General features: G+C 37.9%; 8 protein-coding genes. 7 read left to right on the forward strand and 1 reads right to left on the reverse strand.

From position 1 onward, the window contains the following. Positions 1-97 precede the first annotated feature (97 nt). On the reverse strand, positions 98-1,399 hold the full coding sequence (locus tag BCL90_RS18010; protein WP_208529770.1) for a UDP-N-acetylmuramoyl-tripeptide--D-alanyl-D-alanine ligase: 1,302 nt from the start codon (positions 1,397-1,399) through the stop codon (positions 98-100). Positions 1,400-1,482: 83 nt separating this feature from the next. Here BCL90_RS18010 and BCL90_RS18015 point away from each other — a divergent pair, with 83 nt between their 5' ends. The 7 genes from BCL90_RS18015 to BCL90_RS18045 all read left to right on the forward strand — a co-directional run bounded on the left by BCL90_RS18015 (position 1,483) and on the right by BCL90_RS18045 (position 19,432). Beyond that, the gene (locus tag BCL90_RS18015; protein WP_121285477.1) at positions 1,483-3,981 is read left to right on the forward strand and encodes a M14 family metallopeptidase; all 2,499 of its coding nucleotides are present in this window, start codon (positions 1,483-1,485) and stop codon (positions 3,979-3,981) included. A gap of 1,265 nt (positions 3,982-5,246) precedes the next feature. Then, on the forward strand, positions 5,247-8,468 hold the full coding sequence (locus tag BCL90_RS18020) for a SusC/RagA family TonB-linked outer membrane protein (RefSeq protein WP_121285479.1): 3,222 nt from the start codon (positions 5,247-5,249) through the stop codon (positions 8,466-8,468). A 16-nt stretch (positions 8,469-8,484) separates the two neighbouring features. Continuing rightward, a complete protein-coding gene (locus BCL90_RS18025) occupies positions 8,485-9,912 on the forward strand; it encodes a SusD/RagB family nutrient-binding outer membrane lipoprotein (protein WP_121285481.1) in 1,428 nt (475 codons plus the stop codon). 636 nt (positions 9,913-10,548) lie between these two features. Continuing rightward, on the forward strand, positions 10,549-13,761 hold the full coding sequence (locus tag BCL90_RS18030) for a SusC/RagA family TonB-linked outer membrane protein (protein ID WP_121285483.1): 3,213 nt from the start codon (positions 10,549-10,551) through the stop codon (positions 13,759-13,761). 12 nt (positions 13,762-13,773) lie between these two features. Continuing rightward, positions 13,774-15,270: a SusD/RagB family nutrient-binding outer membrane lipoprotein gene (locus tag BCL90_RS18035; RefSeq protein WP_121285485.1), complete on the forward strand. Its 1,497-nt coding sequence runs from the start codon at positions 13,774-13,776 to the stop codon at positions 15,268-15,270. 24 nt (positions 15,271-15,294) lie between these two features. Beyond that, the gene (locus BCL90_RS18040) at positions 15,295-15,783 is read left to right on the forward strand and encodes a lipid-binding protein (protein ID WP_121285487.1); all 489 of its coding nucleotides are present in this window, start codon (positions 15,295-15,297) and stop codon (positions 15,781-15,783) included. A 379-nt stretch (positions 15,784-16,162) separates the two neighbouring features. After that, entirely contained in the window at positions 16,163-19,432 is a 3,270-nt protein-coding gene (locus BCL90_RS18045; protein WP_121285489.1) for a SusC/RagA family TonB-linked outer membrane protein, read from the forward strand. Positions 19,433-19,438: the final 6 nt, after the last annotated feature.

The following is a 19,438-nucleotide window of genomic DNA, read 5'->3' on the forward strand; positions in this document are numbered from 1 at the left end:
ATTAAGATTCCCGCATTCGCGAGAATGACGTAAGGTGAATAGAGTTTCGATAAGAATACGATTCAATTCGAGACAGCTTTTTTTCAATATCGAAGACCTACAAATACTGAAGCAAACGCTCCAGTTGCATTCCCCTTGATCCTTTTAACAATACTAAATGATCCTGAACAGGGTTTTCCTGTAAATATGCTGCTGCTTCGACCGGACTTTCGAAAAATGTGCCCTTGAAATTGTCTTTAAATGAATAGAAATCCTTCCCGATAAAAATTAGCTGATCTAAACCACTTTCATTAGCCTGTTTCGCAATAAGTTCATGCTGGCCATGAGATTCTGGCCCAAGCTCAAACATATCGCCCAAAATGGCAGTCTTTTTATTAGCCGATAATACAGCGATATTTTTCAGTGCTGCGGTCATGCTGCTTGGATTGGCGTTGTAAAAATCGCAGATGACTGTATTTTTTTCAGTTTTGGTGAGTTGCGAACGATTGTTTTTTGGTTGATAGTTCGATAAACCAGTATTGATTTCTTCAGGACTCATGTCAAAGAAGTCGCCTATACAGATTGCTGCCAGTATATTTTCAAAATTATAACTGCCTGTTAAGTTGGTTTTTACTGATGATGAAACCTCATGATTGGTCCAGTCTACTTCAATAAAAGGGTCGCTGCTTTTTAATGTACCTTTAATGGTATTGCCGTTCTCTGTCCCGTAATAAATCAGTTTGTTTAATCCTGCAGCAGTGCTCATTTCAAGTAAGTGCGGATTGTCTCTATTGATAAAAGTGTAACCATTGGTTTCTTTTAAATAGGCATAAAGCTCGGCTTTACCCTTTTTTACGCCCTCAAACCCACCGAAGCCATCTAAATGTGCCATGCCTATATTGGTAATAATGCCATGGGTAGGCTGAGCAATGGTACAAAGTAGTTCTATTTCCTTTTGATGGTTTGCGCCCATTTCAATTACCGCAACCTGAACCTCATCGGTAATGGATAAGATAGATAATGGAACACCAATATGATTATTCAGGTTGCCAAAGGTTGCAAAGGTTTTGTATCGTTCGGCTAAAACAGCATTTACCAGTTCTTTGCTCGTGGTTTTTCCATTGCTACCTGTTAAGCCAATAACTGGAATGTTAAGTTGTTTGCGGTGATGGCGAGCGAGGTCTTGCAAAGTGCCTAATACATCTTCTACTAATAAGCATTGGCTGTTCGTTGCATACTTTTCTTCATCTACAACTGCATAAGCTGCTCCCTTTTCAATAGCTTGAGAAGCGAATTCATTGGCATTAAAAAGATCTCCTTTTAAGGCAAAAAAGATACAACCAGGTGTGATGTTTCTTGTATCAGTAGAAATAACAGGGTTTTCTTGATAGTAATCGTATAATCTTTCAGTTGTGATCATGCCTATGGTAAAAAATATGATGTAAAATTAAGCTTTCGCATTAACAAAAAACAAAATTAGTACATTAGGTAAAATTATTACCTATGAAAAGACTCTTAACGTTCTGCCTGATCTCCTTGAATTCCATTTTTTTTGTACATGCCCAGCTAAAATCTCCCGACGATTTTTTAGGTTACCCTCTAGGCTCGCACTTTACCCCACACCATAAAGTAGCTGAGTATTTTAGGCAAACTGCTGCGGCTTCTGCTAAAAACATGAAGCTGATAGAATATGGTAAAACCAATGAGGGCAGGCCGTTAATGGTGGCAGTTATTTCTTCGCCAGAAAACATAACGAAACTGGAACAGGTCAGGAACAACAATTTAATTCTGGCAACCGGTGCCAATAATAATAGTGCTGATTTGACAAGTCAGCCTGCTATACTTTGGTTAAGTTATAATGTGCATGGTAATGAGGCAAACTCTACTGAAACCGCCATGAAGATGCTTTATACCTTAGTTTCGGGTAATAATAAACCTGCCGTTGATTGGTTAAAAAATACAGTTGTAGTGATTGACCCTTGTTTAAACCCAGATGGAAGAGATCGTTATGTGAATTATTTTAATAGTGTGGTAGGTAAAACACCCAATTCCGACCCGTTATCAAGAGAGCATATCGAGCCGTGGCCAGGCGGCAGACCAAACCATTATTATTTCGATTTAAACCGCGACTGGGCCTGGCAAACACAAATTGAGAGCCAGCAAAGGTTGGCCTTATATAACCAATGGATGCCACAGGTACATGTCGATTTTCATGAGCAAAGCTATAATGAACCTTACTATTTTGCGCCAGCGGCAGAGCCTGTTCATCAGGACATTACATCATGGCAAAAAAGTTTCCAGGTGGTGGTAGGTAAAAACAATGCCAAATACTTTGATGCCGAAGGCTGGCAATATTTCACCAAAGAACGTTTCGATCTGCTTTACCCCTCTTATGGCGATACTTATCCTTTATATAATGGATCAATAGGTATGACCTATGAGCAAGGTGGAATCAGAGCCGGATTATCAGTGGTAACCAACGATGGTGATACGTTAACCTTAAAAGACCGTATCGCACATCACTTTACAACAGGAATGTCGACGCTTGAAGTAACTTCCTTAAACCATAATAAATTACTAGCGGAGTACAAAAAGTATTTCCAGCAGGAATTAGCCAGTAGTCCGGGTGTTTATAAAAGTTATATTATAAAAGCGACTAATTTATCACGCTTAAAAAAACTGGCTGAACTGTTAACCAAAAATAAAATCGAATTTGCCTTTGGTGGCGATAAAGTTGGAAGAGGGTACGATTATGATACCCAAAAGGAAGAAAGTTTTACCATTGCCCGCAATGATTTAATCGTTAACATTCAGCAGCCAAGAGCAGTTTTGGCTAACGTTTTATTAGAGCCACAAACCTTTGTAACCGATTCTAATACTTATGATATTACGGCCTGGGCCCTGCCCTATGTGTACGGGTTAAAGGGTTATGCCAGTAAAGAAAGTATTAAAGGGAAATATTCTGCTATTGAAGATCCTAAAATAATCAATAATGAGCTTGACAAACCTTTAGCCTGGTTGTTTAGTTGGGGAACAAGCGAAGATGTTCAGGTTTTAACAGCGTTGCAGAAAGAAAATATAAAAGTGAGGCAGGCTGATCAGCCATTTGCTGTAAATGGTAAAGACTATCCTGCAGGAACCCTAATTGTGTTGAGGGCTGAAAACGAAAGACTGGTAAGAGGAATTAAAGATAAGGTTGCATCTATCTCCAAAACTTTGAACATACCAATACAAGCTGTTAGCAGTGGTTTTGTAGAAAAAGGAAAAGATTTTGGCTCTAATGTTTACCCTTTGTTAAAGCAGCCTAAAATTGCAATTGTGTCTGGTATGGAGGTTTCTTCTCTCGCTTTTGGTGAGGCCTGGTTTTTTCTTGAGCACGATTTAAACCTTTCTCCAAGTATTATTAATGCTAAGGATCTGAATAACCTGGATATTAATAAGGTAAATACCTTGATTTTGCCTGATGGAAGTTACAGCCCTTTTATAGGTGAGGGTTTAAACGCATGGTTAAATAAGGGCGGGAGGTTGATTTTGATGGAAGATGCCATCGAAAGTGTATTAGAGAAAAAAGGTTTTGATATTAAAAAGAAGGAGGCTGTTGTAAAAAAGGATGAAAAGCCAGAGGCAAACAAACTGCTTTTCAAGGATAAAGACAAAGACGATTTCGAAACGGCAATACCTGGTGCAATTTATCGGATCAATCTCGATGCAAGTCACCCTTTTTCTTATGGCCTGGGTAAAGCCTATTATAGCTTAAAAACAGACCGTAAGATCTACGAGCCTTTTGTTAAAGGTTGGAATGTAGGGTTAATTAACGAAAAAAGCTTATTGGCTGGTGTTGTAGGTAAAAAAGCAAGGGAAGAGCTTAAAACTGGTCTTTTAATCGGGGTACAAGATTTCGGACGTGGCCAGGTAGTTTATTTGGCTAACGATCCTCTTTTCAGGAATTTTTGGGAAGGCGGTAAGACACTTTTTGGAAATGTCCTGTTTTGTAGTTATTAGTGCATGCAGCATGTCGCCTGTTTAAATTTTTTTAACAAATATGAATTGCCTTTTGCTGTCACACTGAAGGATAATTTATTTTGTAAAAATCAATATAAATGGACATGAGAATTTTTTAACGGGCTGTAAACTGTGAGGAATCGTCATCCGATAGCTATCGGATGCGAGAAGGCTTTTTCAGCCGTCGAAGCAATCTTACAACGATCGCTACTAGCGTGCGCATTAAGATTGCTTGGTTCCTCGAAATGACGATTTTCTATTGGAGTCTGTCAACGATAGCGTAGTCGATTGCTTTATTAATGTATGGAATGGTCTTCGACTACACTCAGACTAACATGCGAAATAAATTTTATTTAATTTTAAATAGGCTCTTAGTAATGTCCTTTTAGTCAGATTAAGAGCAATCCTGTAAATTATAGAAAGTTTTTAACAACATTTCCTGTCCTGCTGCTATCTTTTTGGAATGTAAGATCAAGAAGTCTATGCAGTAAGTTTCCAATCCCCTCCGGTGATAACAAACGGTATCGGCTATGTTGGCGACATCGGCGTCCAGACTGGAGAAATATCATATCGGTTTCTTTTTGTTCCGTTGTGAAGCTTTGAGGTAGCTGATAATCTCCGCGCAGGCAATGGCTTTTAAACCTAATTACCATTTCTGTTTTGATTCCCTGTTAAACGTTATCTTGTTCAAATTCACACCCGCAGATAACGGCTGATGTGTCACGAAAATAATATCTTCTAAAAGATGCTCTTTAGCTCGGCCTATCCTCGGATCGGTTAGCGATGAAAAATATTTAATTGTAATTTCGATTGGTTTTTTATTGAAGCAAAACCTATTTAAGCTTTTATATAAAACCTTTTTCAACTGATCATCTATTTAGATGCATTTTTCCTGGAGTTTTTTTTGACTTTTCTAATATTGTAGCAGGATTTCTGTTTGATGCGAATAAAGTATCGGTATTTTTTGCCTTTTTTTCTGTTTATTGTTTGAGGTGTATGTGTTTTTGTTTTTATTGGTTAATTTAAATATGTTTTTTCATTGTTTTTTTAATTTTAGTATTTAAAAAATGCATTTTATTTATTTAAATTATATGAATTATTGGTTTTGGTGTGTTTCTTATTGAGTAATTAGTAAAATTATCACTTGTTATTGGTTTTATTGTTAGTTGTTTGGTGTTTTTTTGTTAAAATTTGTTAAAAAAAATTTTTTAACCTGAATTTTAACACTAGATTAGGCGAATCAATAACTAAACTATTTCTTAATTATGAAAAAACTTTTACCGAGTTTGTTCATCTGTATGCTTTTTGCACTATCGGCATTGGCACAGGATCGAACTATTACCGGAACAGTTACGTCTTCAGAAGACAAACTGCCAATCCCTGGAGTAAGTGTGAAAATTCAGGGAGCCACAGGGGGCACCTCAACCAGCGCTGACGGAAAGTTCTCCATTAAAGTCGCATCAGACGCTAAAATTATTGTATTTTCCTCAATCGGGTTTACAACTCAATCCAAACCAATTGGAAGTTCAAATGTAATCAATGCTATTTTGTCTTCAGATGCTAATGCTTTGGATGAAGTTGTGGTAACTGCTTTGGGCCAGGTTAGGAAGAAAAATACCTTGTCTTATGCGGCGCAGCAGGTAAAAGGCGAAGAACTTACGCTAACACGCTCATCAAACGCAGTGTCTGCGCTATCAGGTAAAGTATCTGGTTTGCAGATTATTCAAGGTAATGCAATTGGTGGATCAACCAATGTCGTAATCAGAGGGAGTAAGTCTTTAACAGGAAATAATCAGGCACTATTTGTAGTGGATGGTGTTCCGGTCGACAATTCAAACAATAATTCTACTAACCAGACAACAGGAAGGGGTGGTTACGATTATGGAAATGCGGCAGCGGATATCAATCCTGACGATATTGAATCGGTTAACGTGCTTAAGGGAGCTGCAGCAAGTGCGCTTTATGGCTCGAGAGGGGCGAATGGTGTAATTATGATTACTACAAAAAGCAGGAAGAGTAAAGGTATGGGGATAACGATTAATAGTGGTTTAACCGTCGGAACAATTGACAAATCAACTTTTCCGGAGTATCAAACGGAATATGGTGCCGGGTATTCAAGCGGATACGAAAGCGGAGATGGCTTCTTATTGATTGATGTTCAGGGTAACGGTGTTAAGGAAAAGGTCGTTCCTACTTCTGAAGATGCATCTTATGGGGCTAAATTTGATCCAAACCTGCTTGTATATCAATGGGATGCCTTTGATCCATACTCTCCTAATTATAAGAAAAAAACGCCTTGGGTTGCTGCCGCAAACAATCCATCAACATTTTATGAAACGGCAATTTCTAATAACAATAATATATTATTTAGTGGCGCATCCGATAAAGGGACAATCAAACTGGGTTATACCAGAAGTGATGACCGGGGAACGTTACCTAATAGTAAAATCATTAAAAATATATTGAATTTTGGTTCTACATACCAAATTACCGATCGGTTAACCGCATCGGCACTTGCAAATTACTCAAAAGTTGAGGGTTTGGGTAGATATGGGTCGGGATATAGTGGGTTAAATGTGAACCAAAATTTTAGGCAATGGTATCAAACCAATGTTGATATGATGGCTCAAAAGGATGCTTACTTTAGAAATAAGCAAAATGTTACATGGAATTGGTCTGACCCTTCTACGCCTGAAGGCCTGGTTCCTAAATATACTGATAATTATTATTGGACAAGGTACCAGAATTATCAAAATGATACCAGGAGCAGGATTTTTGGGAATGCGTCTTTAAATTATAAGGCAACTGACTGGCTAAATATTCTCGGACGTGTTTCCTTAGATACTTACAATGAATTTCAGGAAGAAAGGGTTGCCGTAGGAAGTCAGGGAGCAGCTTCTTATGCCCGCACAGACAGGTCTGTAAGCGAAACAAATTTTGACCTTATCGCAAACTTTGATAAAAATGTAACGAAGAACCTTAACTTGAAAGCATTGATTGGTGGTAATATCAGAAAGAATTTATTGAACAGTGTTTTTTCTACCACAAATGGTGGGCTAATTGTACCAGGGCTTTATAGTATTTCTAATTCTGTTGGTGCCGTAGCAGCCCCTGTAGAAAAATATGAGCCTAGAGAAGTTGACGGATTTTTTGGTGGAGCTACCCTGACCTATAATGAATTTTTAACCTTAGATGGTACTTTTAGAAGAGATAAATCTTCTACACTTCCAGGAGTCGGAAATGCATACAATTATTATTCGGTTGCGGGCAGCTGGTTGTTCTCTCAGCAGCTAAAGGATAAGGTTGACTGGATATCATCAGGAAAACTACGTGTAAACTATGCTACAGTTGGAAACGACGCACCTTTTGGTAGTATCAAAAATGTTTATACCTCTCAAAATCTATTTGGATCAAGCATTTTATTTGCATATCCTTTTACTACAAATAATCCTTCATTAAAACCCGAAAAAACAGAAAGCAGTGAGATTGGTTTAGAAATGGCTTTTTTGAATAACCGTATTGGTTTTGATGCTTCATATTACCTGACAAAATCAAAAAATCAAATTATACCAGTTGCGGTTTCTGCTGCAACAGGATTCACCAATACCTATGTTAATGCTGGTGTGATAAGAAATAATGGTGTCGAGGTTTCATTGTATGGTTCTCCAATCAAAACACAAGATTTTTCCTGGAACATTAATATCAATTGGACAAAAAACAACAGTAAGGTTTTGGAATTGTATAATGACAGTAAAAATTTGCAGTTAGGTAGTTTTCAGGCTGGTATAAGTGTTAATGCTACTTTAGGTCAGCCATACGGAACCATTCAGGGCAAGGATTATGTCTATAACGCAAACGGACAAAAAGTTATTGGTGCAGATGGATATTATAAAATAACAACAAGTACAACGAATGTTATCGGTAATATTAATCCAAAATGGATTGGCGGTATTTATAATAGTTTTAAATATAAAAACGTATCCTTAGGATTCTTAATCGACATCCGTTCTGGTGGCAATGTTTGGTCATTAGACCAGTTTTATGCTACCTATACTGGTATTTTGCCAAATACCGTTGGCTTAAACGATCTGGGTAATCCGGTAAGGAATCCGGTAACCAATGGTGGAAATAGCGGAGGCGTTATTTTAGATGGTGTAACAGAAAACGGTCAGGTTAATACTAAACGTGTCGTGATAGATGCCAATTCTCCTACCCTTCCGCAATCCGCATTCTCATACGATGCCAGTTATGTAAAATTAAGAGAAGCTACATTAACCTACTCTTTTCCAAAAGCCATGATTTCAAAATGGGGACCTGTTAAAGGGATTGATCTTTCTGTTTTTGGAAGAAATTTATGGATTATACATAAAAATCTCCCTTATTCAGATCCGGAAGAGAATTTGTCTTCTGGAAATGTGCAAGGGATACAAAGTGGTGCATATCCAACAACCAGGACAATAGGGATAAATGCAAAGCTATCATTCTAATTAAATCTACAATAAAATGAAAAAATCAATCATATTTTTTGCAATGCTCGTTTCTTTTACAGCTTGTAAGAAGAATATTACATCACTTAATATTGATACCAAAAAGCCAACAGAGGTTCCTGCTGCGACTTTGTTTTCATTCGCAACCAAATCTTACAGCGATGTTGTTACGAGTGCTAGTGTTAACAACAACGTTTTCAGATTCACTACAAGTCATTGGGCAATGGTAACGTATCAGGATGAAGCCCAGTACGACTTCGGTACCAGAAATATTCCTCAGGCATGGTGGACTACGATGTATAGGGAAGTACTCCAAAATTTAACTCAATCATCAACCATTATAAAGGCCAATGTTACGTTAAACGCCGGTATAAAATCGAATCAACTGGCAATTATTGATATTATGCAAGTGCTGGCCTTCAGTACTCTGGTTAATACTTTTGGCAATGTGCCTTATAGCCAGTCGCTAGATCAACAAAATCTTTTTCCGAAATATGATGATGCAAAGACGATTTCGTTAGATCTATTAAAAAGGTTAAATACCGACATTGCCCAACTCAACACGGCTAGTGCAGGATTTTCTGCAAGTGAGGACCTTATTTTTCAAGGGGATATTTCAAAATGGATAAAATTTGGTAACTCTTTACGGATGCAACAAGCTTTAATTTTAGCAGATGCAGATAATACAATTGCCAAAACTGCTGTCGAAGCATCAGATGCAGGTGCAATTTCTGCAGATGCGGATAATGCAACTTTTAAATATCTGGCAGGTGCACCAAACCAAAACCCACTTTTTGTTGATATTGTAACAGGTGGGCGTGGTGACTACGTGGCCGCAAAAGATTTGGTAGACAAATTGTTAGTGCTGGCAGACCCTCGTTTGCCACAGTATTTTAGTACCAATGCAAACGGCGATTATGTTGGTGGTATAGTTGGGCAGGTGAATACCATATCTGCTTTTTCTAAACCAGGACCTAAAGTTTATGCTCCTGATGCGCAAACCTTGCTGATGGATTATGTAGAAACTGAATTTAATAGAGCAGAAGCCGCTGAAAGAGGATATGCTGTTAGCGGTAATGCAGAAACGCATTATAATAATGCGATTACGGCATCAATTTTATATTGGGGAGGCACTGCTACAGAAGCATCCACTTATCTGGCAAATCCACTGGTTTCTTATGCAACGGCATCTGGTACCTGGAGAGAAAAAATAGGTGTCCAAAAATGGATCGCTCTTTATAACAGGCCTTTTAATGGCTGGACAGAATTAAGAAGACTGGATTTTCCAAAAATTACTGCACCTGTAGGCGCTAAATCTGGTTTTCCTAACAGGCTTACCTATCCAAGTAATGAACAGCAATTAAATGGCAGTAATTATAGTCAGGCCTCCGGTGCAATTGGAGGAGACATTGTAACCACAAAGTTGTTCTGGGATAAGTTTTAGAAATGGAATGGCGTTTTGACATCAGAAATGCAATTTAAAAGGTTTCGTTATATCACATCTATTTTAGAAACACTTTTCATGATTTTTTTAAGACGCTAAAGGGCTGTCTGATCTTTTCGGACAGCCCCTTGTTTGTTTTGGTGCCCCATGAAGAAAATTCTCCTGCAGCCCATTCTGGATTTGGCTAACATTTTATTAGAACTTTGTGGCAAATTTTTACGCTTATGATATATAATATTAGGCTCCGCCCATGTGTGCGGAATAAATGGTGAAAGAAGATTTCGAAAGCGTAAAACTGGATTTAAATTGGTAAAAGGCATAATAAGAGCTTAAAACCTGGCCTTTCGATGTATAAGATTTCGACCTGGCCCGGTCGTTTATTTGGCTAGCACCCGTCGGTCAGAGACTTGTGCGGGAAGGTGGAAACATGATTTGAGATCTAATTTTTGTTTGTGAGTAGTCATTTTCAATCACTTAAGCCTAAAATAATCACTAAAATAATACAATCTTATCTTTTTGATTACCAGTTAAATACAATTGCTTAAAGTAGGTGTGTTAAAAAATGTTAAAAATGTCTTGACTTGAGTAACAGCAAAGACTAAATTTACCGAACATTTAACTAACCTATTTAAAACGATGAAAAAACTTCTACAGAGTTTGTTCATGCTGATGCTGTGTGCAATTTCCGCGACAGCACAGGAGCGAACAATCACAGGAACGGTTACGGCGCAAGACGACAAACTGCCCATTCCTGGAGTCAGCATTAAAGTACTGGGAACAACATTAGGAACATCTACTGATCCCAGTGGAAAGTACACATTAAAAGTTCCATCTACAGCAAAATCAATAGAATTTTCATCTATTGGTTTTACAACTCAAACACGCGAGATAGGCTCTCAAACCGTGATCAATGTAGCCTTATCATCAGATTCTAAACAACTTGGAGAAGTAGTGGTTACTGCATTAGGGGTTTCTAGGGAAAAGAAAACCCTGGGTTACTCTTCTACACAAGTAGGAACCGATGAAATTAACCGGGGAGCACCAACCAATGCGGTTGCAGGCTTGCAGGGTAAAGTTGCAGGGGTAGATATTTCTACTACTTCAGGTTCTCCGGGTGGATCAAGTAAGGTAATTTTAAGAGGGTTTTCGTCCGTGGGCGGAAATAATCAACCACTTTATGTAATTGATGGGGTTCCAATCAATAACTCAAGGCCGGGCGGAACTTCTGCGCCAGGTACAGTTGGAGATATCTCTGAGAACTACGATTTTGGAAACGGTGCTAATGATATCAATCCAAATGATATTGAAACTATCAGTATCCTTAAAGGTGCGGCAGCAAGTTCATTGTATGGGTCCAGAGCATCAAATGGTGTAATTTTGATCACCACTAAAAAGGGTAAGGCCGGTGCTTTGAAAATTGATCTTAGTTCTTCAGCTTCTTTTACCAATGTTGCTATTGTTCCTAGTATTCAGGATCAATACGGACAAGGTTGGAGCAAACAGAACTGGTTAGCTGAAAACGGGAGCTGGGGGCCGAAGTTGGATGGTATGACCAGGCCCTGGGGACCAATTGTTGACGGCGATCAGGAAACAAAACCATTTGTAGCTGTTAAGGATAACTTTCGTGATGCATTTGATACTGGTCAGGAGTTTAATAACAGTTTAGCGCTTAGTGGTGGTAATGAAACATCTACTTTTCACCTTTCCTATGGTAATATTTATAGTAATGGTATTCTTCCGGGAGCTAACGATACCTATAAACGTAATAACTTCTCGCTTAGCGGATCAACAAAGTACAAGGGGTTAACAGTATCTGGTTCTGCCAATTACGTTGGTAAAAATACCAGGGCAGTTCAAACGGGGCAGGCAGTATCTGGTATCGGATCCTCGTTTTATGAAGATTTATTACAGATTCCTGTAGATTATCCGTTTACAAATTTTAAAGATTACAATAATAAATTCTACAACGTAGATAATTATTTTTCTCCTTTCTCTCAAAATCCATACTACTCCGTTTACGAGAATGGCTCTCGTTTCAAAAGCGACCGCTTTTATGGAAACGTAGATTTAAAATATAAGGCAACAGATTGGTTATCGTTCCAGTTCCAGCAAGGAGCAGATTTAACCAATAACGCGAGTAAGTTTTGGAATGCGAAAAACAACCCTGCTATTGGCAGCTGGGCCGGTGGTGGAAACGATGAAGGTTACACCAGGCAAGAAAGCGTGGGTAATGTAATCGAAGGATCAGAAAGATATTTTGAATACGATTCGAAATTAAATGCCCTTTTTACTAAGAAGTTCGGAAACGATTTTGATATTAATGGCTTAATTGGTGTTAACTATAACGATAGGGGCTACCGTTCAGTATATACTGGCGTAGAGAATTTAGCTATCCCAGGGTTTTATCAGATTAACAATAGTGCAAACGATCCGACCAGTACAAGTGCGGAGAACGAAAGAAGATTGTTTGGCGCATATGCTTCGGCAACACTAGGCTATAAAAATTATGCTTTTTTAACGTTAAATGCCAGAAATGATTGGAGTTCTACACTTCCGGCGGATAACAGAAGTTTCTTTTATCCAGGTGCTAACTTAGCTGTAGTTCTTTCAGACGCATTAGATTTATCTAGCGCTAAAATTAGCTTTTTGAAAGTTAGAGCTGCGGTTGGTCAAACCGGTAGTGATACAGATCCTTACCGTATTTTCAATACTTTATCCCGAACAAGTGCTGCATTAGGCTTTGGTAACATCATCTTCCCGATTGCCGGCGTTCCAGGTTACTCTGTATCCGACATATTAAACAACCCGGATCTTAAACCTGAGATCAGTACCGAAACAGAATTTGGTGGAGAGATCAGATTCTTCAACAACCGTTTAGGTCTGGATGTTTCGTATTATAACCGTGTAACTAAAGATCAGATCATCCCGGTTGTAACTGCACCGTCGTCAGGTGTAACCTCTAGGATTGTAAATTTTGGTAAGATTCGTAACCGTGGGGTGGAAATTGCATTAACAGGTACACCGGTTAAAAATGAGAACTTTACCTGGGATATTGGCTACACCTTTACCAGAAACCGTAACGTGGTACTAGAACTTCCTGATGGATTGGATAAATTGGTATTGAACACAGCATATGATGCTCAGTTTGTGGCAAGAGTTGGCCAGCCATTAGGTGTGCTAGAGGCACCGGTTCCAAAATACGATCCACAAGGAAGGATTGTTGTTGGTAGTAATGGATTCCCATTGCTTGCAGACAATAACGGAAGTTATGGAACCTCACAACGTGATTTCATTATGGGCTTAACCAACTCTTTTAAATTTAAAGAATTTACCTTAGGTTTTACTTTGGATTATCGCAAAGGCGGTGTGTTTTATTCAGGAACAGCAGATTTGCTAAATTTTGTGGGTAATGATATCAAGACCTTATATAACGACAGAAGAACCTTTATTATTCCTAATTCAGTTGTACAGGTTAATAACCCTGGTGGTGGCATAAGTTATGTAGAAAATACAACCCCTATTTCAGAAGGAAACGTAAATGCATTATATTATACCAATAACGGTAAAGCGGTTGCTTATCAAAACAGAATTTTAGATAAAACCTTCTTAAAAGTTAGGGATATTACTTTATCTTACTCATTGCCAAAATCGATAGCTCAAAAAATCAGAGCAGATAGAGCTACGCTAACTGTTTATGGCCGTAACCTGATTACCTGGTTGCCAAAAGAGAACAGGACTATCGATCCAGAGGTTTCTAACTTTGGTAATGATTTAACCAGTGAGTTTGGAGAATTCAGAACAGGACCATCTGTTCGTAATGTTGGTCTTTCTTTAAACTTAACCTTTTAATCGCATCTAAGTATGAAAAATATAATAAGAAAAACGCAAGTTTTAGCTTTTTCAACTTTGTTAATTGTTGCGGGTTGCAAAAAACTCGACATTAACCAAAGTCCGAATAACCCTCCTGTTGAATCTGCTACGGTTGAGACCCTGTTTCCCTCTGCAGTCATTTCAACTGTTTCCAGAACAGGTGGAGACCTTTCAATTATTGGGGGTATATGGGCGCAATATTGGACGCAAAATAATAATTCAAGTCAGTTCCGTACTGTCGATTCTTACGATGTGCAGGCAACATCTAATTTCATTAACGGACCTTACTCTGAATTATTTGCAGGTGCTTTAACCGATTATCAATTGGGTATTACCAAATCGGTTGCTGCACAGGATTGGAGGTATAATCTCATGAATACGGTGATGAAAGCTTATACATACGAGGTATTAGTCGATTTGTTCGATAAAGTTCCTTATTCAGAGGCGCTTAAAGGGGGGGCAAATCTTCAGCCTAAATTTGACGACGGTTATACTATTTATACTTCACTAATTGCTGAAATTGATGCAGCACTTGCCAGAGATTATAAGACAGCGCCGCTTACCGATGCGCAGATTAAAACAGATTTTGTTTTCGGAAAAAAGGGTACATCTGCTAATGTTATGGCGAGTTGGGAAAAATTTGCAAATACATTAAAATTAAAAATGTATTTAAGAATGGTTAATGCCAAACCTGATGAAGCACAAGCCGGAATATTAAAGCTTTACCAGGATGGGGCTAAATTTCTTGATGAAGATGCAAAAGTAGATATATTTACAGATGTGCCTAATAAAAGTAATCCTTTTTATGAGTATAATTTCAGAAGGTTAAATACCCCTGACAACCTGAAAGCGAGTATTACGTTTACTTCTTGGTTAAATCAGAATCAAGATCCACGCGCTGAAGTGTATTATGGAGAACCTAATCCTGTTCCTTCGATTAATCAAGGGGATTATCTTGGTGGTTCAGCACATCCAGAATATAACGATGCCGTTAACGTAGTCGTTAATGCGACAGATGCAGTTCCGCTTATCTCTCTGGATGAAAGTTATTTTATGCAGGCAGAAGCACGTTTGCGCTATTTTGGTGGTGCCGGAGCTGAAAATCTTTATAACGAAGGGGTTAAAACAGCATTTAGTAAACTTGGTCTAGATGGTGCTGCTCTGCTATCAACAACATATGCTTATCCTGCATCAGCTGATAAGGAAGTAAATCTGGAAGCGATTATCGTTCAGAAATGGGCATCCTTATTTGGTTCACATGCTTTAGAGGCTTTCTTTGAGCAGAACAGAACAGGCTATCCTAAAACCAGCACGGTTTATTCAACAGATGCAGGTTATACCCCGGGTCAATTGGTTTATACGCCAAACGGCGTAACAGGTGCAGGCAATTTTCCAAGGAGATTTGTTTATCCTGATTTTGAGAAAAGCAGAAACGCTAATACCCCTGCGCAGGTTCCTATCTATACAAAAGTTTGGTGGGGTAAATAATTGGTTTAACAATAAATAGATATCATGAAAAAGATTAATATAATATTCATTTTTATTGCACTGATTACAGTTGCAATAAGTGCTTGTAAAAAAGATCCGGAACCTGGAGGCACTGCAGTCCAGGATATGGCTGGCGACTGGCACGTTAAAGTAAACGAGACAGGCGCTTATTCTACCTTGTTAACTTTTAATACTTCAGAGAATACACCTAATGTAATGTGGGTACAGGGTACAGGATTAAAATCTGGGGCAACAGTTTTATCTATTAAGGGAAAAACCGGGGTAGATTATCCAAATAAGCTTTTCTCTGGAGCAAACATTGCTAATATAGCTACAACTAGCGGAAGACCAGATAGTTTCTCCATTTTAAATGGAAAAATTATTCCTAATGGTACCAAAGGCCCTGTTTCTAAAAGTCCAACAGATTCGATTTACTTTGAATTAAATGTAAGCGGAACAGTATATAAGGTAAGTGGTTATCATAAAACAGGATTTTTGGAAGATCTTCCTTAAATAATATGTTATTATAAGCTCGTTAATGAGCTTATTATATAAAAGAGATCTCCATTTAGGAGGTCTCTTTTTGTTTGTATCAAGAGTTACGCGGTTTAGATAACAATGATTTTTTGGCACAGTTTTTTTAGATTTGGATAATAGTGCTTACGCCCTATTAAGCGTTAATTTCTGCCTATTTAGGGGTAAAATATGATTGTAATTACCAACAATCTTCAATAGTGTGTAGAAAATTTCCCCAAAAAGGACTTTTTAATCAGACAATATTATTGTCAAAATAAAGTCATTATGCGCTTAATTTGTTAAATTTTGTTAAATTAGTTCTTAGCTATATTATATTAGCGGTTCAAATAAATAATCATTAACTAATTTAAATTTCATGAAAAAACTTCTACAAAGTTTGTTCATACTTTTGTTTCTTGCATCTACTGCAATAGCTCAAGACAGAACAATTACTGGTACAGTTACTTCGCAGGATGACAAATTACCCATCCCAGGTGTAACAGTAAAAGTTAAAGGTGCATCAGCTGGCACCGTAACAGATTCAAATGGTAAATATTCTGTAAGTGTTCCCTCAGGATCAAATATACTCGAATTTAGCTATATTGGATATGTAACTAAAGAGCAGGTGATCTCTGCAAATGCTGTAATTAACATTACTTTATCAGCCGATGCTAAAACACTAACCGATGTTGTTGTTGTTGGTTATGGTACTACAACCAAACAGGCATTTACGGGTTCGGCGAAAACAATTAGTGCTGATCAACTGGGAAATAAACGAGCCTCAAATTTATCACAGGCATTAGCAGGTGAAGTTTCTGGTGTTCGTGTTATTACACAAAGTGGCCAACCAGGTACCGAAGCTAAAGTTCGTATCAGAGGTATCGGTTCTGTATCAGGAAATCGCGATCCCTTGTACGTTGTGGATGGTGTTCCGTTTTATGGAAGTTTAAATTCCGTTAATATCAATGATATAGAATCAACTACGGTTTTAAAAGATGCTGCTGCAACTGCTATTTATGGTTCAAGAGGTTCAAATGGAGTAATACTCATTACGACCAGATCAGGAAGGGGCAAAAGCGCATTTATCGAGGGTGATGTCAATTTCGGTACAAACATGGCTCTATTGCCACGTTACGATGTAATTAAATCTCCTGAGGAATTTATCGGTCTGGCATGGGAAGGTTTATATAATCAAGGTAGAGGTTTAGCGACTCCTTTAACAGATGCTGCAGCTATAACTTATGCAAATGCCAGAATTTTCGGTCCAACAGGTGGTGGTTTACCTGCAGCCTCTAACATTTGGAATTCTACCGGCGCCAACTTAATTGATCCGGCTACAAGGCAGGTAAGATCTGGTATAACCAGGAAATTTGATCCTGAAAACTGGGAAGATTATGCATTTCAAAATTCATCCCGTACAGAAGCAAATGTGAGGATTGGTGGTAGCTCTGATAAAACAAGCTACTTTACTTCATTAGGTTATCTAGATGATATTGGTTATTCCATCAAATCAAACTACAAGCGCTTAAACGCCCGGTTAAATCTAACTCACGAAGTTAAGCCGTGGTTGGTTGGCGGTATGAATTTAGGTTATACAAATTCCAAAAGAAATTTCGGTGGTCAGACATCAGATTCTGGAAGCATTTTCTGGTTTGTAGATAACATTCCTCCAATTTATCCATTATTTTTAAGAGATACGAAAGGTGCCATTGTGCAAGATCCAATCTTCGGTGGTAACCAATATGATTATGGAAATGCAGGTAGAAGATTTGGTTCGTTAACCAATGCAATCGCCGATACACAGTACAACACTGATAGAGATGATAGAAATGAATTAAACGGAAACGTTTCTTTAACAGCAAAAATCATCCCTGGTTTAACTTTCGAGAATACATTTGGATTACAATACTACAATAACGAAAGTGTAAGCAGAACTAATAAATATTATGGATCTGCCGCTTCTCAAGGTGGTTCTATTTATTTAGAAAATACCAGTTTAATGTCTTATAATCTTTTAAATTTAGTAAGATATAAGAAAACTTTCGGAGAAAATAGTTTGGAAGCTTTAGCAGCGCATGAAGTAACTGACTGGAAACTGAAAACATTACAAGCTTCAAGATACAACTTGGTTTTAAATGATTCAGAAGATTTAAATAACGGTACAGTAACCAATCCAAGTAACTCTTACAGTGAGCAATATAAACTGGAAAGTTATTTTGGACAAATTAATTACGATTATCAAAAGAAATATTTCTTATCAGGAAGTTTGAGAAGAGATGGTTCGTCTAGATTTAAAACAAATAGATGGGGAACTTTCGGTTCTGTAGGTGCGGCTTGGTTAGTGTCGAGCGAAGAATTTATGAAATCTCAAAATATCTTCAGTTCCTTGAAATTAAAAGCAAGTTATGGTTTAATTGGCGATCAAGGCGGTGTTGGATACTATCCAGGATATAATACTTTCAATATTGATAACGTGAACGATCAACCAGGTCTTTCTATTGATTTGGTGGGAAATCCGGATTTAACCTGGGAAACTTCTAAAATGTTCCAAACAGGTATTGAATTTAATTTAGGTACTTATTTAACAGGTTCTGTTGATTATTACTTGAAAAATACTGATGATTTGATTTTTGACAGAAGAATAGGTCCATCAAGCGGATATGCTATTGTTAAGGTTAATGGCGGTTCATTGAGGAACCAGGGTTTAGAGTTTGATTTAACTGGCCATATTTTTAAAAAGAAAGATTTTTATTTAGATCTGGGAATTAACGGCGAAATTTTCTCAAACAAAATGACTGCAATGCCAATTGATCCATCAACTGGCTTACAAAAACCAATTGATGTTCAAGGTAACTATGCTTGGTCAGTCGGCCACTCCATTTATGATTTCTATGTACGTAAATATACAGGCGTAGATGCTGCTGATGGAAGATCAACCTGGGAAGCTTATTATTTAGATGCTAATAACAACGGTGTGCCAGATGGTGGTTTGTTAGAAAATCAGGCAGGTGAGTACATTGGTTCGTTAGGATCTTATTTAGCTGCTAACCCTGGTAAAGAAGCGCAGTTAAAGAAAACTACTACCAAAACTTATCAAAATGCTACACAGCAATATGATGGACGTTCCGCAATTCCTGATGTAAGAGGTGCAATTAATTTAACTACCGGTTATAAAGGTTTTGATTTAAGTGTTCAAATGCTATATAGCTTAGGTGGTTATGTTTATGATGGTGCTTATGCTGGTTTAATGGGTAACGGCTTAATCGCAAATAATAACTGGCACAAGGATATTTTAAACAGATGGCAGTCTCCAAGTCAGCCAGGTGATGGAATTGTTCCAAGGATATCTAATAATCAGGATGCAAACGTGAGTTCGGCATCATCACGATTTATTACCAAGGCAGATTACTTCTCTCTTAATAATGTGCGTTTGGGATATACTTTCCCAACAAAGATTACGGGTAAATTGGGTCTTACAGGTTTAAGCGTTTGGGTATCGGGTGACAACTTATACTTAGGTACATCCCGTGCAGGCCTAAATCCAATGACAGCAGAGCCAGCTAATAGTACTGAAACCGGGGGTAGCAATACTTACAGATACTCACCCTTATCTACTATCTCTGCTGGTTTAAGAGTTAAGCTTTAATATAAA

The sequence above is a fragment of the Pedobacter alluvionis genome, assembly GCF_003664035.1.
Taxonomy (GTDB): domain Bacteria; phylum Bacteroidota; class Bacteroidia; order Sphingobacteriales; family Sphingobacteriaceae; genus Pedobacter; species Pedobacter alluvionis.